Raw genomic sequence first — 23,131 nt, forward strand, 5'->3', positions numbered from 1 at the left:
AAGTTATAAATATTTATAAAAATGAAAAAGAATGTAGTATTTGGTTTTTTAGGAAATGTACTGGATCAACGTAGTAAAGGTAAACGGCGATGGTTACAATGGCGACCGACTATTGATTTATGTCATCGATCTGATCTACCACTAACTCGATTTGAATTACTCTATTATCAAAACGATTATCATCTGCTTTGTGAAGTTGTTAAAGATATTAAAATTTTATCACCACAAATTGAAGTAAGGCCAATTGCAGTAAATATAGATGATCCATGGGATTTTGAACAAGTTTATACCTGCCTTTTTGATATTTCGAAAAACTACTCATTTAATTCAGAACAAGAAGAGTATTATTTGCATATCACAACTGGTACGCATGTTGCACAGATTTGTTGGTTTTTGCTAGCAGAATCGCGCTATTATCCAGCTAAATTATTACAAATGTCTCCACCATCCAAAAAGGAGATAATGGAAAAAAAATATAACTTAGCGGAAGCCGATCTCATTGCGCAAGTACCTTGTGGTAAAATGAATATCATCGATTTGAATTTGCGTCGTTATGATAAAATCCTAACCCGTTTTCAACAATATGCCATTCAAGCAACGGATCTGTTAAAATCTGGTATCGCTACTCGTAACCAACAATTTAATCAATTAATTGCTGAAATAGAACAGGTTGCCAGCCGATCACATGCTCCTATTTTATTGTGTGGGCCAACTGGTGCTGGTAAATCATTTTTAGCTAAACAAATTTATTTACTAAAACACACTAATCATCAAATTAACGGTCAATTTGTCGAAATTAACTGCGCCACCTTACGAGGTGATAGTGCAATGTCAACCTTATTTGGCCATGTCAAAGGCGCATTTACCGGTGCAAATTCCGCTCGTAGCGGATTACTTAAAAATGCGGACGGGGGAGTATTATTTTTAGATGAAATTGGTGAACTTGGGCTTGATGAACAAGCAATGCTATTAAAAGCTATCGAAGAGAAACAATTTTATCCATTTGGTAGTGATAAACCGATTCAGAGTGATTTTCAATTAATAGCTGGAACTAATAAAGATCTTAAATTGGCTATTGTGAATGGCGAATTTCGTGAAGATCTGTTTACCAGAATCAATTTGTGGAGTTATCAACTGCCGAGTTTAGCCGAACGGAAAGAAGATATCGAACCGAATATTGATTATGAATTGGCGCGTTATGCTAAAGAATATGGCATTATGCCACGTTTTAATCAACAATCAAGGCGTGCTTATTTAGCCTTTGCTACCTCTCCAGAAGCCTTATGGTTGGGCAACTTCCGTGAATTGAATAGCTCGATTATTCGAATGGCAACGTTAGCACCACAAGCCAATATTACGTTGGAACAAGTAGAAAAGGAAATCTTGCGTTTAAAACAAAACTGGGGGAAACTCAAGTCAGATGATCCTTTAATTCCATTAGAAATAGATGAATTTGATCGCTACCAATTGGAAAAGGTAATCGAAATCTGCCAAAAAAGTAGCTGTTTATCTGAAGCAGGCAGACTATTGTTCGCCGTGTCTCGCATAAAAAAACAACGTAGCAATGATGCCGATCGATTAAAAAAATATTTGGCCAAGTTTGGTTTAAATTGGGATATGGTTAATAAACCTTAATCAATGTATCGGTAACATCTATCCCATAAATGCAAAGATTTTTACTGACAACTATATTTATACATTTAAACTAATTAAACGAGATTGTTCATCAAATTTAGCAATTATTCTTTGCTCACCTTTTATTGCAACAAGCTCTGTTTGAGCTGTCAAATTGCTTGGTTTGACTTGATAATCTTTAGCAATTAGATAGTATTTAAGCGCCTGATAATGATCCACATCAAAGTTTGAAATAAATTGAGAAAATATTTCAAAAATTTGGTTTTGATTATTTTTCTGCTCATGGTTATCACTTTCAGATGAAGAACGACCAAACAGATTTTTTATAAATTTTGGCAAAATTTTAGAGGTTTTATTCTGGTTATTATTTTCTGAGTTAATATGATCTTTTTTTATGGTTACCAATGCTATTCCTTGCCCAAAATCAGCAAGATAATACCCATCTGTGTTAAACATTCCTGTAGCAATTACCCCAATTTTGTATAACTCTTGTTGTGTAGTGTCAAATTGAGCAGTAGTGAATAAATTAATATTATTTTTTTCACCGTAGCTTTTTAAACTCAACGCTTGTTCAATAACCGATATGGGCAACTGCGATGCTTCATTATTCCAGGACCAAAGCCATGTTTCAGAAGATAAAGAAAAAGTACCTAATAATTGAATAGAAAAGGTTATATTATCATCAAAATAAATAACACCTTGATTAATATCTATTTTCCAATTGCTATCGCCAATTTTTTCATCAAAATTGAGTTGTTTTTCAAATCCATAACAACCAAAATGCTCTAACAACTCTTTTTCAGATTTGCATGGTGTTACCATTTCATAACAACCAAAATGCTCTAACAATTCTTTTTCAGATTTGTACGGTGTTACCATAACTTTTCCCCATACCCATAATAATTCATTATTTTCCCATTTAAATTTTATGTTTTGATTTAATACTGATATGAAACCCTATGATGCTAATATATTGTTTATTAAATATCAATATTTTTACCTTTACAGCTAAATATTTTTTGTATAGAATGCGCTCGCTTTCCTGAATCGTGCTGCTGCAGGAAAACAGTAATTATCTTCTCAACAGAGGAGACCGTTTTTTATTGTTTTCTAGGTGGCAATGATGTCTACATTTACCCGTTTACAAAAACGTTTATCCCGACTAGGGATTGAAAGTCATTTTTATAATGATATTTATACTTTTAATCAACAAAATACGACCGCTCAAGTTTTATTACCGCAGGCTTTACCTTTAGAAGAAAAAGCTGTCAAGCAGTTACTGGATTTTGCATCGGTCAAGGTACCTAATAGCTTAGGACACGTGTGTGCCGCTCGAGCTACTCCCGATTTTCACCCAGGTGCAATTGCGCCAGTGGGCAGTATTGTGGCAACAACGGAAGATTTAATTATTCCAGCAGCTATTGGCACTGATATTAACTGTGGTATGCGCCTTTTAACAACAGGCTTAAGCTATGATCAAGTGCATGACCAAAAATCAGCAATTATTGCGCAACTAAAACGTGTATTACTGCAAGATGAGCGAGATGTTCCTGTTACACCACAATCTTTTCAAGCGTTGTTTGATCAAGGAATCGCAGAATGGATTGCAGCATTACCACAACAAGATTTGTGGCAAGAGGTTAATGTTAAGCGATTACTTGCCGAAATTAATCAAATATCAGGACAGTCGTTAATCACTGCCGATAGCAAATACGCGCCAGAGGCCTTTTTTGAGTCACGCAGTATTATCCGCCCAGCAAGCTTAGGTACCGTTGGTTCAGGTAACCATTTTGTTGAGTTACAAATTGTTGATGAAATCCTTGATCGACACTTAGCTTATCAAATGGGGCTAAAGAAAGATGCTGTTGTGATAATGATTCATACTGGTTCACGGGATGTGGGATTTTATATTGGCAAGCGTTGGCAAGATAAAGCCAAAGAATTATGGCCAGTAAACGAAAAATATCCAACATCAGGATTATTTGGTTTGGCCGATGATAATGCTGAAAATTACTTACAAGCTATGGGCGTTGCTGCACGTTATGCTTGGATCAATCGAATTGTTATCACTGAATTGATACGTAAAGAATTCATGGCGATTTTTAAACACGATAATAGCCAGTTAATCGTGGATATTTCGCATAATATTATTTTACCTGAGCATGGCATGAATATTCACCGCAAAGGGGCAACGCCGGCTAACCAAGGGGAAATCGTATTAATTCCTGGCTCGATGGGCGATTACTCTTATGTGGCGGTTGGCAAAGGGAACTCAGATTGGTTATGGTCTTGCTCGCATGGTGCGGGTAGAGCTGAAAGACGGCAATCAATGCGTAGCAAAAAAGTGGTGTCTGATAAAGTTAATTTGCCATGGCAATGTGTTACCTTAAAAGAGGAACGTCTACGTGAAGAAGCTCCTGCGGCCTATAAACCGATTACGCCTGTAATCGAATCGCAAGAAAATGCTGATCTAATTCAGTCTGTGGTAAAACTTAAACCTTGGATCACGTTTAAAGCGTGATTAAGCAAACAGCCCAAGCTTTGTTAGTTTGGGCTGTTTTTATAATCAATTGCTATTTTTTAATTTTTACTATTGTATTATGTTTATGTTGCCGTATCACTAGGTATTGAGTGTGGAATAAATTGCGTAGTAAAAAGTTTTAAAGATTGAGCTTGTTTTACTCATCCAGCTCTCAGCATTATTACTTAATAAGTTTGAGGCAATATTTTTTAATCGATTTGGCATTCACATATAACAATCGGCAATTTCTATGTAAGTAAGAAAAATACAATAAGTAGGTTTATTATAGAATTTAGTGACAGAATTAACTGTCACTTTTATTATCCATTATTATTTTTTTCCTCTATACAGAAACAAGCAATTTTATGTTCGTTATAATTAATAAGTTGCGGTTGTTCAATTGTGCAACGTGGAAATGCTAAACGGCACCGAGCATTAAAAGCACAACCCAAAGGAGGATTAAGAGGACTTGGTAATTCCCCTTCTAATTTGATTCTATCTCGCCTAAGATCTGGATTTAATCTTGGTGTTGCTGATAATAGCGCTTGAGTGTATGGATGTTCAGGGTTACGATAGATTTCATCTTTCCGCCCTTGTTCAACGCAGCGCCCTAAATACATCACCATTACGTCATCAGCAATATGTTCAACAACCGAAAGGTCATGAGAAATAAAAACATAAGATAAACCTAGATCTTGCTGTAGATCCATCATCAGATTTAGCACTTGTGCACGCACAGAAACATCTAGTGCTGAAACGGGCTCATCAGCAACCACTATTTCAGGATCAAGCATTAAACCTCTTGCGATAGCAATGCGTTGACGTTGTCCTCCTGAAAACATATGTGGATAACGATTATAAAACTCTTCTTTTAACCCAACTTTTTTCATCATTGATAGTACTTTTGCTTTACGATCATTTGCTGTTAAATCGGTATTGATAATTAGCGGTTCTTCTAATATGGAACCGATTTTCTTGCGTGGATTGAGTGATGAGTATGGATTTTGGAAAACAATTTGGATCTTTTGGCGACGCAATTTTTTAGCTTGCAGATCATCATCCAATAGATTCTGATCTTTAAAATAAAGTTCTCCTGATGTGGGTTTTTCGATCATGGTCAATAATCTTGCTAATGAGGATTTACCACAACCCGATTCACCAACAATCGCCAGTGTTTTGGCTTTACCTAATGTAAAAGATACCCCATCAACAGCTTTAACTTGTTTAGCTTCAGAAAAGAGCCCCGTTTTAACATGATAATATTTTGTCAAGTTTCGAGCATCAAGCAGTAATTCTTTATTTTCCATATTATTGTTCATATTGTGGTAGTCCTTCGCTTGATAATGGATAATGGCATTTTACTTTTCTAGTTGTAGAATAACTCATTAATGCAGGTTCTTCGATATAACAGCGTTCAGTAGCATAAGGGCAACGTGGATTGAGTAAACAGCCTGTTGGCCGATCATATTTTCCTGGTACGACACCCGATAACGATGCTAATCGTTCTTTGTCTTGCGTAAATTCTGGCAGCGAGCGTAATAATGCTTGTGTGTAAGGATGTAATGGTTTTTTAAAGATGATTTCAGCATCACCTATTTCAACAACTTGTCCAGCATACATCACAATAATTTTTTGTGCCGCTTCAGAAACTAACGCTAAGTCATGCGTAATAAGAACTAATGCCATGTTATTTTTGCGTTGCAACTCTAGCAATAACTCGATAATTTGCCCTTGAATTGTAACATCAAGCGCAGTTGTTGGTTCATCAGCAATTAAGAGCTTTGGGTTACATGCAATGGCTATTGCGATCATGACGCGTTGGCTCATTCCACCAGATAACTGATGCGGATAAACATTTAATCGATTTTCCGCATCAGCAATACCCACTAATTTAAGCAGTTCAATCGCTCTTGCTTTGAGTGCCTTTTTACTGCCACCTTGGTGAATTTTTAATGTTTCAATGATTTGGTAGCCTATGGTAAAACATGGGTTTAAGCTTGTCATCGGATCTTGAAAGATCATTGCCACATCTGCACCCACAATTTTACGACGCATTTTGGTTGAGATCTGTTGCAGGTCTTTACCATCAAAATGTAATGCATTGGCATTGACTTTACCCGGTAAATCAATTAGCCCCATTATGGCGAGTGAACTCACTGACTTGCCTGAGCCTGATTCACCCACAATACCAACAACTTGTCCTTGTTCAACGTCATAACTAATGTGGTCTACCGCTTTAAATCCACCAAATTGAACAGATAATTCTTTTACTTCTAATAGTGCCATGACTGTATCTCCATTACTGCTTCAATTTAGGATCAAGTGCGTCTCGCAAACCATCTCCCATTAAGTTGAAAGCTAACACTGTCATTAAAATTACTAAGCCCGGAAAGGTAACTACCCACCATGCAGATTGTGCAAATTGCAATACGTCAGCAAGCATTGTTCCCCATTCTGGGATCGGTGGCTGTGCCCCCATTCCTAAAAAACCTAATGCCGCCATATCTAAAATCGCATTTGAAAATCCTAATGAAGCTTGCACAATTAATGGTGCTAAACAGTTTGGCAGAATATTTATAAACATCTGCCGTAAAGCACCTGCCCCAGCAACTCGGGAAGCAATTACATAGTCTTTATTAATTTCAGCAATCGCCGCTCCGCGGGTTAGGCGGATATAATGGGGTAATGCAACAAAAGCTAATGCGATTGAGGCATTCACAATCGATGGACCAAATATCGCGACTAAAACAAGTGCAAGCAGTAAACTGGGTAAAGCAAGCATGATATCGACAGCACGCATAATGATGTTGTCTAAAAAACCACCTACATAACCCGCAATCAATCCCACTGAAATTCCTAAAATCAATGAGATGATGACGACCAAGCAACCAACCAATAAAGATAAGCGGGCACCATAAATGAGCCTCGATAAGATATCTCTCCCCACATCATCTGTCCCTAATATAAATTGCCAGCTACCATCTTTCATCCAAACAGGTGGTGCTAATAAAGCATCTCTAAATTGTTCAGAAGGAGAATGTGGTGCAACTAAATTAGCAAAAACAGCAAGTAAAACAACAATAATAATAAAGGCTAATCCAACGACAGCACCTTTATTTTTTGAAAAATAAAACCAGAATTCACGCATAGGCGTTAATGGCTTAGGTTCAACCAAACTGATGTCTTTCGTATTGGTCGATTCAGTAATAACCTGTTTATTCATTTGTAAACACACTCTTATTTATGCCTAATACGCGGATTGATAACGCTGTACAACATATCAACTAATAAATTCACCAAAATAATCATGACCGCAACAAGTAAAACACCACTTTGTACTACGGGGTAATCTCGACGTTGTAGCGCTTCAATTAACCAACGACCAATTCCTGGCCATGAAAAGACTGTTTCGGTCAGTATTGCACCAGCAAGCATTGTACCAACTTGTAAACCGATGACAGTCATCACAGGGATCATCGCATTGCGTAATGCATGAATAAGGATGATTCGTATTCGACTAACGCCTTTAGCTCGTGCTGTTCGAATATAATCCTCACTCAACACTTCTAACATAGAAGAACGGGTCATGCGGACAATAACCGCTAATGGAATGGTACCTAATACAATGGTAGGTAAAATTAAGTGAGTAACTGCGTCTATAAAATCTTCTTTTTCACCCCATAATAAAGTATCAACTAACATAAATCCGGTTAAAGGTTTACTTTCATCTAAGAAAAGCATATCACTAACACGACCTGATACTGGCGTTAAATTTAAATGCACAGAAACTAACGTAATGAGCATCATTCCCCACCAAAAAATTGGCATGGAATAACCCGTTAAAGACAACCCGATAGCTGTGTGATCAAATATTGATCCGCGTTTTACTGCTGCAAGCACGCCAATTGGAATCCCAAAACTAGTTGCAAACAACATCGCGCAAAATCCAAGCTCAAAAGTTGCTTTAAATCGGGGTACAAATTCATCCCATACTGGGATTTGGCTTTTAAAAGAGATGCCTAAATCGCCATGAAACATACCTATAATGTATTGAAAATATTGCTCATACAGGGGCTTGTCTAAACCAAATTGTGTTATTAGTTCTGCATGGCGTTCTGGTGTTAAACCTCGCTCTCCTGCAAGTATCGTAATCGGATCGCCAGGAATAAGGTGAACGAAAATAAAAGTCAGCAGTGTAATGCTGATAAAAGTCGGGATAAGTACACCTAACCGTTTTAAAATAAATTGAAACATGTAGTGGCTCTTAAATATTGCTTCTAAACTATCGTTTATAAAATAGATAATTTTATATAAATATATTTATAGTACTCAATCAAACCTAATGTAGCGATTAACCACCTATGTGGTTAATCGCAAGGAATGTTATTTTTCAAGCGTAACTTGGTTAAAATTATGTAATGCTAAAGGAGCCATAATATAACCTTTAACCTCTTTACGTATCGGTAGATAAATCATTGAATGAGCAATCATTAGTGCAGGCGCTTGGTTATGCATCTCAACTTGTGCTTGTTTGTAAAGCTCAACCCTTTTTTCATGATTAGGCTCAACGCGAGCTTGCTGTAATAAATCATCAAATGGTTTATAACACCAGTGTGAATAGTTTGAACCTGCTTTAACTGCATCACAACTCATTAAAACAGAATAAAAATTATCAGGGTCACCATTATCTCCCGACCATCCCATTAGTACTGCATCATGTTCACCATCACGAATACGAGATAAATATTCTCCCCATTCATAACTCACAATTTTAGCTGTTACACCAATTTTAGCCCAATCAGCTTGAATCATTTCAGCCATACGGCGTGCATTAGGGTTATATGGACGTTGCACAGGCATTGCCCATAAATTGATAGTAAACCCTTTCTCTAATCCCGCTGATTTTAATAACTCTTTTGCTTGTTCTGGATCATAAGGATAATCTTTTACTTCATCGTTATAACCCCACATTGATGGTGGAATAAAGTTTTTAGCGGGTTCTGCCGCACCCTGAAAAACAGCTTTTATAATCGCATCTTTGTTCACGGCCATATTTAATGCTTGACGAACTTGCAAGTTATCAAGTGGTGGCTTATCCATATTATAGGCTAAATAACCAATATTAACTCCAGCCATTTCTTTAACAACAATATTCTTGTCAGATTTCATTCGTTCAATATCAGCTACATTTGGATATGGCATCGCATGACATTCTCCTTTTTGTAACTTGGCATAACGAATTGCTGGATCTGGTGTAATTGAAAATACTAAACGATCAAGCTGGGCTTTAGGTCCAAAATAATCGGGATTGGCTTTATAAAGAATTCTTGAATCTTTTTGGTATTGAACAAAAGTAAACGGCCCTGTGCCAATGGGGACTAAATCAACTTTTTCGGGTGTGCCATTTTTAAGCATAGCATCGGCATATTCAGCTGATAAAATGGAAGCAAATGACATTGCTAAATCAGCTAAGAAAGGGGCTTCTGGATGGTTTAATTGAAATACAACAGTATGGTCATCAATCTTTTTAATTTCTTTGATTAAATCTGGGAACCCCATGCTTTCAAAGTATTCATATTGTCCACCAGAAACTTTGTGATAAGGATGATTTTTATCTTTCTGTCGCATAAATGTAAAAATAACATCATCAGCATTTAAGTTTCGTGTTGGTTTGAATTCTTTATTACTATGCCACTTAACATCATCGCGTAGATGGAAAGTATAAGTCAAACCATCTTGGCTGATATCCCAAGATTTTGCTAAAGCAGGTTGGATTTCGGTAGTGCCTAATTTAAACTCCACCAAACGGTTAAAAACAGGCACTGCACTAGCATCCATTGAAATACCACTTGTCACTAACTGCGGACTAAATGTTTCAGGTGAAGCCTCTGCACAATAAACTAACGTTCCTGCAGCATGAAGTTGTGCGCTAGCAAGCATCGTTATTAGCCCCGCGCCCAATAAAAATTTACGTTTATATTTCCTTTGATTACTCATAAAACCACCCCAATTATTTAACTGTAAACCTATTTTGTAATAATTAAATAGAGTTAAGATCATTGTATTTCTAATATTTTTTAAATACAGATTTAGTAAAACACGCTAATTTTGATATTTACATCAATTAGCTTTTACTTTGTTTAAATTCATCTTTTCACTATTCGTTGCACCAATTTGGTGCAAGATGCACCATAATTAAAATTACGATATTGCCTAGGAATTTACAATATCATTCCATTTTTGATTGAAAATAATTTCTAACACAAGCATAACGGTAGTTCAATACTGTGTAACCGATATAAAATGCAAAAATCGTGCCATTTTCAATTCATATTAAAGGTATTACTAAAAAAGAACATATAAATAGATTCTTTGATTTGTTCTAAATTTATTATAGAGCTTGTGAATTAATAATTGATTTTTATAGAATGTATTATAATTATTGTAAATAAAATAATCATTAAATTAATCATGTAAAATTAACTTATTAGTTGATTTAACTTAATTTCAATTGAACACAGTTTAGCGGTAAAACAAGGTGAAAGGCTTATCTGAAAAGTATTTAGACATAAAAAAACTGCTAGACGCAGGCCTTAGCATTTGGTGATTGGTGCCTGGACGCGGAATCGAAGATGTGGGTTGAAGCCTTGTGGTTACTGGATTTGAGAAATTTAGATGAAAAATGTACCCGTATTTGTACCCTTAAATTGGTCTGCTTTAAAAATGTACAATTAAGCCCAATTTTATTACCATAAAGAGATTAGCATTGTTCTTGCCTGAATTCCAGAATCAACAAATCCAAATTTAATATAAAACGCATTGGCTTCATTTGTTAAGCTATGTACCAATAGTGCTCTAGAACCAACTTGTTTAGAGACTTCTTTCGAGCGTAATATAGCATCTTTTAATAATGCCGCACCTAATCCTTTTGCTTTGTAATTTTTATCAATAGCCAAACGGCCTAGAATAATAACAGGAATAGGATCGGGCATATTGCGCTTAAACCTACTCAATGTTAGTTGTCGATGCTGGATACTGCCTGTTGATAAACAATAAAAGCCGATTACTTTGTTATTGTCACAAATTACAAAAGTACGTGAAGCACCACTTTTTTGATTTTTTAAGGATTTTTTCTTCAACCATTCATTCAAAGACAACTCTTCACAATCAAATGACGTAACATCATGATCTTCATTCAATAAGTGCGGTGCTTCTATTTTTCCCATGGTGACTTCCGGGACAATAAAGCTTGAACTTTTTCATTACTATCAAAAGAGGCTTCTATTGCATGATTGAAGGCATTTATCTGTTCATCGTCGATTAAAAAAAGACGCTGATCAAGCAAAACATCTTCAGCCTTTGAGCAGGCCGCTTCTAAAATAAAATCAGTGCGTGATTTAGATAGTAAATGAGCCGCAATATCAATCAATTCTTTTTGGGATGCCTTAGCTCTAATATTAATAGGCGATTCTTTGGTTTCAGTTCTCATTTTAATTGACGTTTTTTATTTACTATGAATATGTATTGTATAGCAAATTGATATACGTGTAAAATGGATTAAAAATTTGCCAATTCTAAAGCCAGAGGTAAAGCTGAGTAAGTTATTAGGGTGCTAATGGAATGTGGTGTGAACAAGAGATATTTATGAGAACAATTTACTTATAAGTAAAATTACGTCGTTTTAATATGATTAGAACACATAGCAGTTTGAAGGATATAACACCTCATGAGATACTTGGGTTTCATTAAGTCTAAACGCTTTGATGTTCTCTAATTGATTAGGTTTACCCTATTCGTCAAGGCGTTTTAGTTCATTAAAAATAGCTCTAAAATAGATTAACTCTTTATTTAATGGCACTGCTTTCTTTTTTCTATCCGGAAAAATTCGTCAAGCATTCTTTTATTACGATAATTTGTAAATGTTTTAGTGGTAAAATCATCAACCAGTGGATTATTAATGCATTCACAGATAAAAGTTAAAATACCCTTTACTTTTTCACTGTTATCAAGTGTTTTGCCATGAGAATTAAACCAAGTATTGATTAAATAAGAAATACGTCACCTATCAATCTTCTCACTTAACCAATGTCTCTCCTTTGGTATTAAAACTCTTGCGAACTGACAAAATTGATTCCTTTTGAAATTATTATATTTATATATTTATGTATTTATATATTATAATGAATAGTTAATTTGAGTATAAAATTAAAAAACACTTAACGTATTGATTTATTTAAGGTCTGTATTATGAAGATAGAAGCGGTTGATTTGTTTTGTGGAGCTGGAGGATTGTCATACGGCTTAATGAAAGCAGGTATAACTGTGAATGCTGGCATTGATTTTGAAGAGGCATGTAAATACCCATTTGAACAGAATATGAATAATGCAAAATTTATTCATTACGATATAAGTAAAGTTCCTGAATCTTTAATAATTGAACAATACAATGCCGGTACAATAAAATTGTTAGCAGGTTGTGCCCCATGTCAGCCATTTTCATCGCTTAGTTACAGCCTCACCAAAGATCGAAAAAAATCAGACAAATGGCCTCTGTTGAACCATTTTTCTAGATTGGTAAAAAAAGTCAAACCAGATCTAGTAACGATGGAAAATGTACCTCAGTTAAGTAAAGAGGATATATTTAAAGTGTTTCTAGATACTTTAGAATCTGAAGGTTACCATGTATTTTATGAAGTTGTAAATGCGGAAAAATATGGTTTACCGCAAAGACGTAGAAGACTTGTTTTGTTGGCGTCTAAATTTGGTAAGATACGATTATTAACACCAGAAGAATTAAATATTTCCCGAAAAACAGTAAAAGATGCAATTTATGATTTACCAAAAATAAATGCAGGAGAGAAAGATCCTAATGACATGTTACACTTTGCTCGAGCGCTAAGTGATATTAATTTAAGAAGGATAAAAGCATCTAGACCTGGCGGAACTTGGAAGGATTGGCCTGAATCATTACGTCTAGAATGCCATAAAAAAGATTCTGGCAGTACATATACCAGTGTTTATGGTCGAATGGAGTGGGACAAACCATCATCGACAATTACAACTCAATCAACACATTTTGGTACAGGGCGATATGGTCATCCTGAACAGCACAGATCTATTACACTTCGAGAAGCAGCTATATTACAGTCATTCCCTAAAGATTATAAGTTTATTGAAAAAGAAGAGGATTTTTCTTTCAAGAAATTAGGTTTAATGATAGGTAATGCTGTTCCTGTTGATTTGGGCTATGCAATAGGAAAATCTTTTGAATTTCATATGAAAAATTATAACAAATACGAGGATTAGGTAACATGACAAAAAAACCTGATTTAACTTTTGAAGTAGATTTAAATGTTATTAACCACTTAGGCGTTGGGTTATACAGTTCAACACCTGCAGCCTTAGCAGAACTTGTTGCTAATTCTTGGGATGCGGATGCAAATCAAGTAAAGATTACTGTGATTGATAATGAAAATAAAATAATCATTGAAGATGATGGTCATGGAATGTCTTTTAATGATTTGCAGAATAAATTTTTAAAAGTTGGTTTCAGTCGAAGAGGATGTAACTCTCAAAATCATAAAAGCCAATCGGGTAAACGGTATGTTATGGGGCGTAAAGGTATTGGTAAATTATCTATGCTTGCATTATCTGAAATTGTGAAAGTTTATACTCAACAAAAAGGCCAAGACGTTGTTTCATTTGAGATAAATGTTCAACAATTTAAAAATGATATTCAAAACGGTCAAACTCATGTTCTTAAACAATTAAATGAGCATTTTAAATTTTCAAAAGAGAATGGAACTAGAATAGAATTAATTGGTGTCCCTAAAAAATTAGATAGGACTGCAAAAAATTTGAAACGCCGTTTAGCTAGGCGTTTTTCAGTAAAAACGGAGCAAGGTGATCATTTTGATATTTTTGTTAACAATGAACAAGTAACTGTTGCTGATAGAGATTATTACTCAAAAATATCATTAGCTTGGTTTTATGATAAAGATACAGAATCAGAAATAACGCAACATGCTACAAATATTCAAGAAGTTGATTCAAAGAAATGTATTGCTTACTTAACTAACACACTAAAAGATGAATCAGGTAAAGAATATAAAATTACAGGATTTATAGCTAGTGTTGAAAAGCCAAAAGATTTAGGAGAAAAAGAAGAAAATGCGAATATGATATCTATTTTCACGAATGGTAAAGTATTTGTTGAAGATGTTTTAAATAATGAGTTAAATACAGCAAAAATATTTCAAAGTTATTTAGTTGGTGAAATTCATGCTGATTTCCTTGACCGAGATGGTACTGACAGAGCAACAGCTAGTAGAGAATCAGCTTTTAGAGATGATCCATTATATCGAGATCTAATTGTAAAATTAAAATCAGATCTTACAACGATTGATCGACAATGGGATGAATGGAGAATATCTAGGCATCTAGACAAAGACGATACAAGTACTCAAGCGATTACCGAGTGGATTGATACTCTTTCTGATTCAAGAGATAAAAAATCAGCAAAAAAAATAATGCGAGTAATACAAAATACTCGTTTTGATGATGAAAATAAAGAAGAAGATTTTAAAAAATCATTATATAAGAATGTTATAGTTGGTTTTGAGACATTAAAATTAAAAGGGCAATTAGATAAACTAGAAAAAATAACTGATGTTCTATCACCTGAGTTTAACGAAATATTCATATCCTTAGAACAGCTAGAAGCAACTTGTTATGCACAAATAACTAAAGAAAGACTAGAGGTAATCAAAAAATTTAAGGATATCAAAGATGATCCAAATTCTTTAGAAAAGATAGCTCAAGAATATTTATTTGAAAATTTGTGGTTATTAGAACCATCATGGGATAGAACATCAGGTAAAGCTGAATTAGAAAAAACTATTACCACATACCTAAAAGATCACACTTCAGGTGAAACGTATTCTGGTTCAAGATTGGATATATCTTATAAAACAAGTTCTGGAAGACATGTTATTGTAGAATTAAAAAAACCTTCTATAAGTATTTCATCCGATGATATAACAAAGCAAGTTAGAAAATATCATAATGCCATACAGAAATATTATAAAGATAACTATCCTAATGAGCCCATTCCCCCATTTGATATATATATGTTAATTAAAAAAGCTCCTCATGATTGGGCTGAAGCAGAAAGAGAAGCATTGCTAAGATATAGTGGGATGATAATAACTTATTCTCAGTTAATTAACGACGCATACAACACATATCAAGAATATCTCAATCAAAACCAACACATTAGTAAAATTGATAATATCCTAAAAAAAGTTTAAATTTTATTAGACAATGTAAATAAGTTTTTGTTTTTACCTATTTTTAACGTACCCTAATATACAAAAAATAGGTAAATTAACTGGTTTTTTAAATAAGCTTACCATTGAAGCCGTACTAAATGCAGAAATGATTGGGCGCTTAGAGCATGATGAACATCATAAAAAGTCAGGTAGTAATCATCGTAATGGCTATAATAAAAAGACAGTCATTAGTGATGATGGTGAGTTAGAACTGATCCTCGCCAAAATACTAGGCAGAACGACCCTACCCTACAGCCAGTTAAAGATAACGAGTAATTCTGTCGCCAAATTCTATAATAAACCGACTTATTGCACTTTTCGAGTTTTGGAGCGGCATTGTCCATTTTTCTGATGGTTGTTCAATAGCTAAATATGGTATGTCTACACCTTTAGCACCCAAAAGATAAGATAGTCTCTTTGTGAATTAAGTTGGTACATAATTATAAACAGTTTCGATTAAAAATTTAAATTACTAATGAATTCCTCTTATAAAGCTTATTTAAAGCTTTATAAGAGGAATACTAATTATTTAATGATTTTTAAATAGAAATACAATACTCTTCAGGAACACTTTTCCCATCGTAATCGGAACTAAAAATTTCACCTGTATAATAGATATAATTACCAGAATAAAATGTGCCACTTTGTTCAAGTGCAATATCATGGCCATATCGTTCGTAATCAAAGTAATTAGTTAAGTTACCGAGTTCTTTTAAACTATAACAACCACTTTCAGCAATCCAGTAGAAACCTAAATCATATTCATTGCTGATGTTATATAGACATTGAAAACAATCTAAGTTATCCGTTAGATTAATTAAGTCTGTAATTGAATTAATATTTATTCCAATGTCAATGGCTGCTTCATAGATTTCCATTTCATCATGACTCAATTCATCAAGTTTACAGGCTAAATAATTTAGTTCATTAAGATTGCTCTTTTCAGAGATATAATTTGTTATGCCATATACAGACGATTTGTAACCACTTAAAAAGAACTCTTTGTAATTAACACTATCAATGCCAATTTGTTTAAAGCATTGTTTTACTTTTTCTGGTGTTGTTGGTAGCTCTAGCCATTCACCAATCAATTGTCCTTCTTTATATTTTCCTAAATGGGTGATAAATACTGAGATCATACCAGAACCCACCGTAGTGGATTTTAGGCATGATGATACACTAGGTAATGTTTGCATAAACAATTCCTTAATTTTTTGATATTAATTGATATTGAGAAATGAATTAAATAGTAGGGTATTTTTTAATTTGTTTTGAACTCATAAGGCATAATAAACTCAGTTCGGATTGAATCTAAGTAATCAGCCCACCATTGGATCATTTTTGTTCTTTCGATAATATGTTGTGCTTTGTGGATATAAGCCGCTCTAACGCCATTACGTTCTTGATGACTCATTTGGCGTTCAACAGCATCTCGTGACCAGAGGTTTGATTCCACTAGAGCACTACATGCCATTGTTCTAAAGCCATGCCCACAAAGTTTTGTTTTTGTATCATACCCCATAGAACGCAATGCTTTGTTTATTGTGTTTTCGCTCATTGGCTTTCGTGCAGAATGATCACCAATAAATACCAGTTCATACATTCCACTAATTTCATATATTTGTTTTAAAACTCCTATTGCTTGATCACTTAGTGGAACTAAATGAGGTGTTTTCATTTTGGAGCCTCGGTGAGAATGAGGGACACCATCAATTTCCTCCCTTTCTGCTGGAATAGTCCAAATCTTTTTATCGAAATCAATTTCTGACCAACGAGCAAATCGTAACTCACTAGAACGAATAAATATAAGTAGAGAAAGTTTAATTGCCAATTTGGTTAACTTTCGTCCTTTAAAATTATCAATGCGCTCTAAAAGTTCAGGTATTTGTTCAAGTTCAAGTGCAGGGCGATGATTCACTTTTACTTTACTTACCACGCCTTTTAAATCTTGAGCTGGGTTATAAGAGATATAACCATTTTGTACGGCATAACGCATTATTGCTGAAGTACGTTGTTGTAATCGGCTAGCAACTTCAAACCGACCATTTTCTTCAACCGCTTTAATTGGAACAATTAACTGGCGAGTAGTTAGTGCCGAAATAGAATAAGCGCCAATTTTAGGAAATAAATATAGTTCTAATGTTCGTAATACTTTTGCTCTATGTGGCTCAGACCAAGTTTTATTATTGGTACACCATTTACGTGCAACTTGTTCAAAAGTAACTTGTATTACTTCTTCAGACTGTTTTGCTTTCTTTTCTACCTGTGGGTCAATATTTTTAGCTAATAATAATTTGGCTTCATCTCGTAGCCTTCTAGCTTCGCTTAATAAAACATTAGGATATTGACCTAGAGACATTAATTTTTCTTTAGTATTGAAGTAATAGCGAAAACGCCAATATTTAGAACCATTGGCGTGAACGAGTAAGAACAAACCATCACTATCAGAAAGCTTATATTGCTTATTGTGTGGCTTGGCGGATTTAATTTTTAAATCGGTTAAGGACATAACGAATTCCTCAATTATAAAAATTTAGACATAAAAAAAGCCGCATATTTGACTATGCGGCCTTGGTTAATAGAAAGTTAACGGCTAATTAGCTTTGGTGTTTATCCATGCTTCAATCTCTTTTAGACGCCAACGAGAGGATCTTCCTAATTTGATAGGAGGTGGAAATTTATTTTGCTTTATCAAGGCATAAAACCATTTATCTGTCATGCCAGTGAGTGTGGTGATATATTTCATATCAATTAGGTAATCTGGATGTGTTTGTGCATCCAAAGGGGATAAGAATGTTGACATTGTTGTACCTCTATTGAGTGAAGTGGGTTAATTACATTCAATAGATAGGTAGAAACAATATTTTTTTACTACTTCGATCATAACGGCTTATTTTTACAAAGCCGTTTATAAGCATACTAATTGATTAATTTGCAACCTTATTTATAAAACTCATAATAGGTTGATTATAAATTTGATCAACATAGTTGCTTTTATAGGCATTTCGAAAGCAAGATGATGACATACTTGAGTCAGATTTTACAGGTGGATATCCATCGGCTTTAAACTCTAATTCACAACTCATCAATGATGGATTTCTTTCACCTATTAGAACCCATTTTATCTTTTGTTGATAACTTTCAGTTTTTATATCTTTTGTGCGTTTTTCAAATTGGTTGATTGTGTTAGTTATATTTTGATTATATGGATCAATTACTCTTTCTATAACATTTTTGATGATGCCATTTTCTATTCCTTCAATATAGGCTAAAATTTCCTGGTAATTTTTAACAGATAATGTCTTTTTACCATCCTTCGTATTTAAGGTTATATTCTTGGTCGAATTACCTTGAAGTAGATATTCGAAAGCCAATCTAGAATCATCATTATAAAGATTAACACTTTTATAACTCGGCTGCATATAGAAACTGAAATCATCATACTTGAACAATATTTTTTGGATAGAGGTTACATCTTCTTCAATTTGCTTTATTCTTTTAGCAAGATCTTTATTACTTAAACTACCATTTTTTGCATGGATATGGATTGTACTACCATGAAAATAACTGAACACAAAAAAAGGATTACAACTTAGTATTCCCGTAGTTGGATCATCATCATGGCCATAGATATCATCAACCAGATAACTAACCAGATAACTTTCTTCCATTTCTTCTATTTCTTTTATGATTATTGCTTTATTTGATAGAAAATATTTTCTATTTTCTTGATAGCGAGCGAAAGCATTGCTTTTTTCTATTTCAAGAAGCGCTTTCTTCAACTTGTCATAAATAAACAGTTTCGCTTTCGCTTCAATGTAACTTTTAGCCTTTGCATCAATGTAATTTTTATATACAGTATAATGGGGATATTTAACATTCTTATATCGTCTCTCTTCCTCTTTAAATTTTAGATAATCATCTAATGTAATATTGATATTTTTATCTACAAGCATAGTTTTTAAATTTCCAGCCATACCAGAAAACGTTAGCTTTAAAAATTGATTTGGATGATCCTTTTTAAATTCACAAGTATATTCAACAATATTTCGATCTCGTTCATCTTTATATGAATCCCATTTCGTTTTATTACAGATATTTCGGTTATCAAGCGCATTACCTACAGTAAGAGTTGAGTCGATATTGTCATACACATAATCTTTAACTTGCTTAACCTGAGATGAATCCCCGCACGCTGTGAGAATCAGTACGGATAAAACAATTGTTATTTTTTTCATTGTTATTCCTTATGGAAAAAAGAATTAATTAGTTTTACTTAAATTGTATTTTTGTGTGGTACCGAAAACTTAACTTGACACATACTAGCTATTGTTTTTAATTGAGTTTATATTTTCATCGATTATTTAAATAAAGTCATATTGTTTAAACAGATCAATAAGATCTTATTGATCGTTAAAAACGATCAATACATATACATTGAAGACTTTTTAAAATTAGAGCCAGCTTTGTTCTGCAAAGGAAAAATGCGATTGTCGACCAATTACAATATGATCTAATACTCGGATATCAACGATATTTAGTATTTCTATTAATTTTTGATTGATATTGCGATCTGCATTACTGGGCTGTGCTTCACCTGATGGATGATTATGGGCAAAAATAATGGCTGCTGCATTATGTTTAAGTGCTTGTTTAATTATTTCTCTGGGATGGATTTCGACAGAGTTAATTGTGCCCATAAAAAGTGTTTCTACTTTAAGTAGTTGATGTTGATTATTTAGATACATAGCAACAAAGTGTTCTCGTTCTTTTTGTGCTAATTTTAGTCTAAGATAATCAATAACCTGTTTTGTTTTGGTGAACTGATTTTTTTCTATTTTCATCTGCTTTTCAAGCAATTTTAACGCTGTTGTCACAATGCGCTTTGTTGAATAGTTGGTTTTCATTTTTTCTCCTGTTAAGCTTGGCCAAAGCACCATGTCTTTATGTAAAAACGGGAATAAATCAGATAAATTCATAACTAGATGAATTTTTAGATAAATGATTATTAGTGTTATTCGACTAATTGAATTGATTAAATTGATTTTTAGCAAATTGGCCAATGCGATAGGTAACTGTGCGATCAATAACCGCTCCCACTACACCGCCGAATATTGGGAGCATCTTAATTAACTTCACGCTATACTTTGCACTTAAAATAGTAATAAGTTGTTTAGTGATAGATAGATTTATTTTCCAAACCACTTCATTGGGTTGTTTGAGCAATGTAGCTAAGCAAAATTGCTGTAATTTTAATTTACTTGCCATCACACATAATGATAAGTAAATTAACATCTTAATTCGTTTGTCCTTCACATCTTGGCCTTGCAAAATAGCAATGGTTATAACGAGTCTCATTTGAATAAATAATACACTCAAAGCATTTGCAGGTAGAGTAATAGGTAAGCTTGCCATTCCACCCAACCCAGTAATAAATCCAGTTGTTCCAGCTTTATTAGCTTCCTGTTTAATTAGGTTATTAAGGCTATCTGAATAGAAAGGAAAGCGTGCTTTATGTTGTTCGGCTAATGTGTAAGCAGAAGCAAAACCATAGCCACCTGTTAAACAAATTTGATAGAGCCTATCAAGTAATAAAGATAATTTATCTGACATTTATACTTCCTTATTTAATGAATTAAATAAAGAATGAACATGATTGAAATAAGGTTCTAATGAATAAACTAAGGTGATTTGCGATATTTGATAATTTAACATGGTACACTCCTTATAAAAATATTAATTAAACAAACACATTGTGGTGTTCAACTAATGATATCTATTTAAAATTATTTATAATCAGAGTGTTGAGATACATTGAGAAAATATGAAGCAAACAAGATAAATGGGTTTGCTTCATGAATAAGATTGAGGAGCAGGAGTTTCAAGAGTGTTCAATATTCTGTGTCATTTCGGTAAACTATGTAACAAAAAAGAAATGACACAGAGTTATGAACAAAATTTTTGATTATTACTAATACTACTTCTTGTTTTTTTCATAACGAGCTAAACTTTTCTTAGCTCTTTCTTTTTGTTCCTCTGTTGCTTTATCTGAATTTAAAATCATTTTTGCAGATTTTTCAATAAATTCTGGAATTATTTCAGTCACTGCAAAGTGTCCTGCTTGGTAAAGTTTTTTACCCAACCACTTAATAGCCATACTTGTACTCCGAACATTCTGGGCATGGAGATGTAAAATTCGGATCTCCACCACACACAGGACAGCTTTCAGGATGAGGTTCGCCAGGATAATATTGTAATGGACAAGGAATTTCTCCCTTACCATTGCATTCGCCACAATCATGTTTAGTCATTTCATCTCCTTAAATTATTTTTGAACAAAAATTTATCATCATTATTAGAAAAATATTACGTATTGTCATATCGTTTGTAACGATCAATAAGATCACGACTGATCGTTACAAACGATCAATTGATTTAGCCGAGAGTATATATACTTTTAATATACAAAGTACGAAGAGGATTATGTTTTTCCCACGAGAGTTGTGCTAATTCAGATAAAGCATTCTTAGCTAGTTCTTGTTCAACATTAATACCATTTCCATCAGTTTGATTTTTCCAACAATCAGTAACTAATTTCATAATAACGTTATAATTTGCATATTGTTCTGAATCGAAATACAACATGGCAGGAAAATAAAAGCCATATTGCTCATCAAAAGCCATTACCCAAACAATGCTAAGAATATGGTTAGAAAGTAATGTTAAATCAGACAAGTTCAACATATCCATATACGCATCTATTCCGTGTTTCCTTTGATAGGCATCATTATGATAGGCAAAATTCATTCTGACTGGATATAGCTTCCCATAACGTGTAAGTAACGATTTATCATGAGTTTTTAGCTTATTTAGTATTAGATCATAATACTTATACATTTTTTATTCCTCTATATGAATTGGAGTTATATCAATAAGCTTGTTTTTTGTTTATTTGTCTAAACGTACTCTCAAAGACTCATTGTTATTTTCCAAAATTAAGTAAATTGCTTTTGTGTTATTAAATAGAGGAGGGTATTAAAAATTTACTTACACCAAGTGTTCTAGGCTTTCCTCGATGGCTAGGTGGAAGAACTTCGCTTAAAAAGAGACAATCACTATAACGTCTTTTAAAAGGCTCTTTTTGTTCTGTTTTAGCTAAATAACTGAGCATATAACATGTCGAACAAAATGCTTCATGATCATGATGGTTTATCATTTTTAACCCGTTGATACGATAATTATTGCGCTGACAGTCATATAAGTAACCATTAGTCAGTTCATGCCATAATCTTTCCAATACAGCATAAATTGGATAGTACTTTTGTCTTTTTTGTCCGTTTACATAAAAAATAGAATGGAAATGGATATGTTCATTTTGATTGAATTCCATAACAACAGCATACCCTACAATATCAAGTTCAAATTGCATAGCTTGCCAGAGGAAAAATGTTATTTCATTTTTTGTTGTTTCGATATCAGTACTTAATTCATCATCTTTAGCATAATGAATATCAGCTCTAATAGGTAATATTTTTGAGTATTTGTTTTGTAGATGATTTAGATGTGCAATGAGTTGACCATTGAGTTGTTTATCAATATTAAAATTTTTATTTTGCATTTAGTTTCCCTTATCAAATTAGAGTTA

At 33.7% G+C, this 23,131-nt stretch carries 23 protein-coding genes; 5 read left to right on the plus strand and 18 right to left on the minus strand.

Annotated features, from left to right (window positions below):
* Positions 1–21 precede the first annotated feature (21 nt).
* Positions 22–1,635 carry an RNA repair transcriptional activator RtcR gene (rtcR, locus tag A9G28_RS03800; protein WP_065579812.1) on the plus strand — a complete coding sequence of 538 codons (1,614 nt, stop codon included), beginning with the start codon at positions 22–24 and terminating at the stop codon, positions 1,633–1,635.
* A 57-nt stretch (positions 1,636–1,692) separates the two neighbouring features.
* On the opposite strand, the gene A9G28_RS03805 is transcribed toward rtcR, so the two are convergent.
* On the minus strand, positions 1,693–2,514 hold the full coding sequence (locus A9G28_RS03805; protein ID WP_065579813.1) for a DUF6882 domain-containing protein: 822 nt from the start codon (positions 2,512–2,514) through the stop codon (positions 1,693–1,695).
* A 244-nt stretch (positions 2,515–2,758) separates the two neighbouring features.
* Between A9G28_RS03805 and A9G28_RS03810 the strand changes: the two genes are divergently transcribed.
* The gene (locus A9G28_RS03810; protein ID WP_065579814.1) at positions 2,759–4,156 is read left to right on the plus strand and encodes an RtcB family protein; all 1,398 of its coding nucleotides are present in this window, start codon (positions 2,759–2,761) and stop codon (positions 4,154–4,156) included.
* 320 nt (positions 4,157–4,476) lie between these two features.
* Here A9G28_RS03810 and A9G28_RS03815 read toward each other — a convergent pair whose 3' ends face one another.
* From A9G28_RS03815 to A9G28_RS14020, 8 genes are all read right to left on the minus strand, one after another.
* Positions 4,477–5,475 carry a peptide ABC transporter ATP-binding protein gene (locus A9G28_RS03815; RefSeq protein ID WP_065579815.1) on the minus strand — a complete coding sequence of 333 codons (999 nt, stop codon included), beginning with the start codon at positions 5,473–5,475 and terminating at the stop codon, positions 4,477–4,479.
* Positions 5,465–6,442 carry a dipeptide ABC transporter ATP-binding protein gene (gene dppD / locus A9G28_RS03820; RefSeq protein WP_065579816.1) on the minus strand — a complete coding sequence of 326 codons (978 nt, stop codon included), beginning with the start codon at positions 6,440–6,442 and terminating at the stop codon, positions 5,465–5,467. Before dppD ends, A9G28_RS03815 begins: the two co-directional genes overlap by 11 nt.
* Positions 6,443–6,455: 13 nt before the next feature.
* Entirely contained in the window at positions 6,456–7,379 is a 924-nt protein-coding gene (dppC, locus tag A9G28_RS03825) for a dipeptide ABC transporter permease DppC (protein WP_065579869.1), read from the minus strand.
* A 14-nt stretch (positions 7,380–7,393) separates the two neighbouring features.
* Positions 7,394–8,410, minus strand: coding sequence for a dipeptide ABC transporter permease DppB (gene dppB / locus A9G28_RS03830; protein ID WP_065579817.1), 1,017 nt, complete (start codon positions 8,408–8,410; stop codon positions 7,394–7,396).
* 129 nt (positions 8,411–8,539) lie between these two features.
* Positions 8,540–10,153: an ABC transporter substrate-binding protein gene (locus A9G28_RS03835; RefSeq protein WP_065579870.1), complete on the minus strand. Its 1,614-nt coding sequence runs from the start codon at positions 10,151–10,153 to the stop codon at positions 8,540–8,542.
* Between the two features lie 749 nt (positions 10,154–10,902).
* On the minus strand, positions 10,903–11,373 hold the full coding sequence (locus A9G28_RS03840; RefSeq protein ID WP_176702111.1) for a GNAT family N-acetyltransferase: 471 nt from the start codon (positions 11,371–11,373) through the stop codon (positions 10,903–10,905).
* Entirely contained in the window at positions 11,370–11,645 is a 276-nt protein-coding gene (locus A9G28_RS03845; protein ID WP_065579819.1) for a type II toxin-antitoxin system TacA family antitoxin, read from the minus strand. The genes A9G28_RS03840 and A9G28_RS03845 overlap by 4 nt, the downstream gene beginning before the upstream one ends.
* A gap of 359 nt (positions 11,646–12,004) precedes the next feature.
* Positions 12,005–12,211: a phage integrase gene (locus A9G28_RS14020; RefSeq protein ID WP_442903256.1), complete on the minus strand. Its 207-nt coding sequence runs from the start codon at positions 12,209–12,211 to the stop codon at positions 12,005–12,007.
* Between the two features lie 192 nt (positions 12,212–12,403).
* Here A9G28_RS14020 and A9G28_RS03850 point away from each other — a divergent pair, with 192 nt between their 5' ends.
* The 3 genes from A9G28_RS03850 (at position 12,404) to A9G28_RS13265 (ending at position 15,838) form a co-directional block, all read left to right on the plus strand.
* Complete coding sequence (locus A9G28_RS03850) at positions 12,404–13,462, plus strand: DNA cytosine methyltransferase (RefSeq protein WP_065579820.1); 1,059 nt, start codon at positions 12,404–12,406, stop codon at positions 13,460–13,462.
* Positions 13,463–13,467: 5 nt separating this feature from the next.
* Positions 13,468–15,465 carry a BbrUII/HgiDII family restriction enzyme gene (locus A9G28_RS03855; RefSeq protein ID WP_065579821.1) on the plus strand — a complete coding sequence of 666 codons (1,998 nt, stop codon included), beginning with the start codon at positions 13,468–13,470 and terminating at the stop codon, positions 15,463–15,465.
* Positions 15,466–15,592: 127 nt separating this feature from the next.
* Entirely contained in the window at positions 15,593–15,838 is a 246-nt protein-coding gene (locus tag A9G28_RS13265; RefSeq protein WP_141674680.1) for a hypothetical protein, read from the plus strand.
* 187 nt (positions 15,839–16,025) lie between these two features.
* On the opposite strand, the gene A9G28_RS03860 is transcribed toward A9G28_RS13265, so the two are convergent.
* The 9 genes from A9G28_RS03860 to A9G28_RS03900 all read right to left on the minus strand — a co-directional run bounded on the left by A9G28_RS03860 (position 16,026) and on the right by A9G28_RS03900 (position 23,104).
* Positions 16,026–16,682: an antirestriction protein ArdA gene (locus A9G28_RS03860; RefSeq protein ID WP_081301497.1), complete on the minus strand. Its 657-nt coding sequence runs from the start codon at positions 16,680–16,682 to the stop codon at positions 16,026–16,028.
* 65 nt (positions 16,683–16,747) lie between these two features.
* Positions 16,748–17,995, minus strand: coding sequence for a tyrosine-type recombinase/integrase (locus A9G28_RS03865; protein ID WP_065579822.1), 1,248 nt, complete (start codon positions 17,993–17,995; stop codon positions 16,748–16,750).
* 84 nt (positions 17,996–18,079) lie between these two features.
* Positions 18,080–18,289 (minus strand): helix-turn-helix transcriptional regulator, encoded by a 210-nt coding sequence (locus A9G28_RS03870; protein WP_065568227.1) that lies wholly within the window; start codon positions 18,287–18,289, stop codon positions 18,080–18,082.
* A 124-nt stretch (positions 18,290–18,413) separates the two neighbouring features.
* Complete coding sequence (locus A9G28_RS03875; RefSeq protein ID WP_065579823.1) at positions 18,414–19,724, minus strand: hypothetical protein; 1,311 nt, start codon at positions 19,722–19,724, stop codon at positions 18,414–18,416.
* Between the two features lie 216 nt (positions 19,725–19,940).
* Entirely contained in the window at positions 19,941–20,393 is a 453-nt protein-coding gene (radC, locus tag A9G28_RS03880; RefSeq protein ID WP_065579824.1) for a RadC family protein, read from the minus strand.
* A 115-nt stretch (positions 20,394–20,508) separates the two neighbouring features.
* Entirely contained in the window at positions 20,509–21,099 is a 591-nt protein-coding gene (locus tag A9G28_RS03885) for an EcsC family protein (RefSeq protein WP_065579825.1), read from the minus strand.
* 364 nt (positions 21,100–21,463) lie between these two features.
* Positions 21,464–21,643, minus strand: a complete 180-nt coding sequence (locus A9G28_RS13270; RefSeq protein ID WP_131798866.1) for a hypothetical protein — start codon at positions 21,641–21,643, stop codon at positions 21,464–21,466.
* Between the two features lie 278 nt (positions 21,644–21,921).
* Positions 21,922–22,383: a hypothetical protein gene (locus A9G28_RS03895; protein ID WP_065579826.1), complete on the minus strand. Its 462-nt coding sequence runs from the start codon at positions 22,381–22,383 to the stop codon at positions 21,922–21,924.
* 121 nt (positions 22,384–22,504) lie between these two features.
* On the minus strand, positions 22,505–23,104 hold the full coding sequence (locus A9G28_RS03900; RefSeq protein ID WP_065568236.1) for an inovirus-type Gp2 protein: 600 nt from the start codon (positions 23,102–23,104) through the stop codon (positions 22,505–22,507).
* Positions 23,105–23,131: the final 27 nt, after the last annotated feature.

This window comes from Gilliamella sp. Fer1-1 (genome assembly GCF_001690825.1).
Classification (GTDB): domain Bacteria; phylum Pseudomonadota; class Gammaproteobacteria; order Enterobacterales; family Orbaceae; genus Gilliamella; species Gilliamella apicola_C.

Bases quoted from the DNA above. Each gene is read 5' to 3' on its own strand.
- A9G28_RS03860 (WP_081301497.1), bottom strand. From the start codon at position 16,682: ATGCAAACATTACCTAGTGTATCATCATGCCTAAAATCCACTACGGTG.
- A9G28_RS13265 (WP_141674680.1), top strand. From the start codon at position 15,593: ATGATTGGGCGCTTAGAGCATGATGAACATCATAAAAAGTCAGGTAGT.
- A9G28_RS03805 (WP_065579813.1), bottom strand. From the start codon at position 2,514: ATGGTAACACCGTACAAATCTGAAAAAGAATTGTTAGAGCATTTTGGT.
- radC (WP_065579824.1), bottom strand. From the start codon at position 20,393: ATGAAAACCAACTATTCAACAAAGCGCATTGTGACAACAGCGTTAAAA.
- dppC (WP_065579869.1), bottom strand. From the start codon at position 7,379: ATGAATAAACAGGTTATTACTGAATCGACCAATACGAAAGACATCAGT.
- rtcR (WP_065579812.1), top strand. From the start codon at position 22: ATGAAAAAGAATGTAGTATTTGGTTTTTTAGGAAATGTACTGGATCAA.
- A9G28_RS03850 (WP_065579820.1), top strand. From the start codon at position 12,404: ATGAAGATAGAAGCGGTTGATTTGTTTTGTGGAGCTGGAGGATTGTCA.
- A9G28_RS03870 (WP_065568227.1), bottom strand. From the start codon at position 18,289: ATGTCAACATTCTTATCCCCTTTGGATGCACAAACACATCCAGATTAC.
- A9G28_RS03845 (WP_065579819.1), bottom strand. From the start codon at position 11,645: ATGAGAACTGAAACCAAAGAATCGCCTATTAATATTAGAGCTAAGGCA.
- A9G28_RS03875 (WP_065579823.1), bottom strand. From the start codon at position 19,724: ATGAAAAAAATAACAATTGTTTTATCCGTACTGATTCTCACAGCGTGC.
- dppB (WP_065579817.1), bottom strand. From the start codon at position 8,410: ATGTTTCAATTTATTTTAAAACGGTTAGGTGTACTTATCCCGACTTTT.
- A9G28_RS03900 (WP_065568236.1), bottom strand. From the start codon at position 23,104: ATGCAAAATAAAAATTTTAATATTGATAAACAACTCAATGGTCAACTC.
- dppD (WP_065579816.1), bottom strand. From the start codon at position 6,442: ATGGCACTATTAGAAGTAAAAGAATTATCTGTTCAATTTGGTGGATTT.
- A9G28_RS03815 (WP_065579815.1), bottom strand. From the start codon at position 5,475: ATGAACAATAATATGGAAAATAAAGAATTACTGCTTGATGCTCGAAAC.
- A9G28_RS03885 (WP_065579825.1), bottom strand. From the start codon at position 21,099: ATGTCAGATAAATTATCTTTATTACTTGATAGGCTCTATCAAATTTGT.
- A9G28_RS03895 (WP_065579826.1), bottom strand. From the start codon at position 22,383: ATGTATAAGTATTATGATCTAATACTAAATAAGCTAAAAACTCATGAT.
- A9G28_RS03835 (WP_065579870.1), bottom strand. From the start codon at position 10,153: ATGAGTAATCAAAGGAAATATAAACGTAAATTTTTATTGGGCGCGGGG.
- A9G28_RS03865 (WP_065579822.1), bottom strand. From the start codon at position 17,995: ATGTCCTTAACCGATTTAAAAATTAAATCCGCCAAGCCACACAATAAG.
- A9G28_RS13270 (WP_131798866.1), bottom strand. From the start codon at position 21,643: ATGGCTATTAAGTGGTTGGGTAAAAAACTTTACCAAGCAGGACACTTT.
- A9G28_RS03855 (WP_065579821.1), top strand. From the start codon at position 13,468: ATGACAAAAAAACCTGATTTAACTTTTGAAGTAGATTTAAATGTTATT.
- A9G28_RS03810 (WP_065579814.1), top strand. From the start codon at position 2,759: ATGTCTACATTTACCCGTTTACAAAAACGTTTATCCCGACTAGGGATT.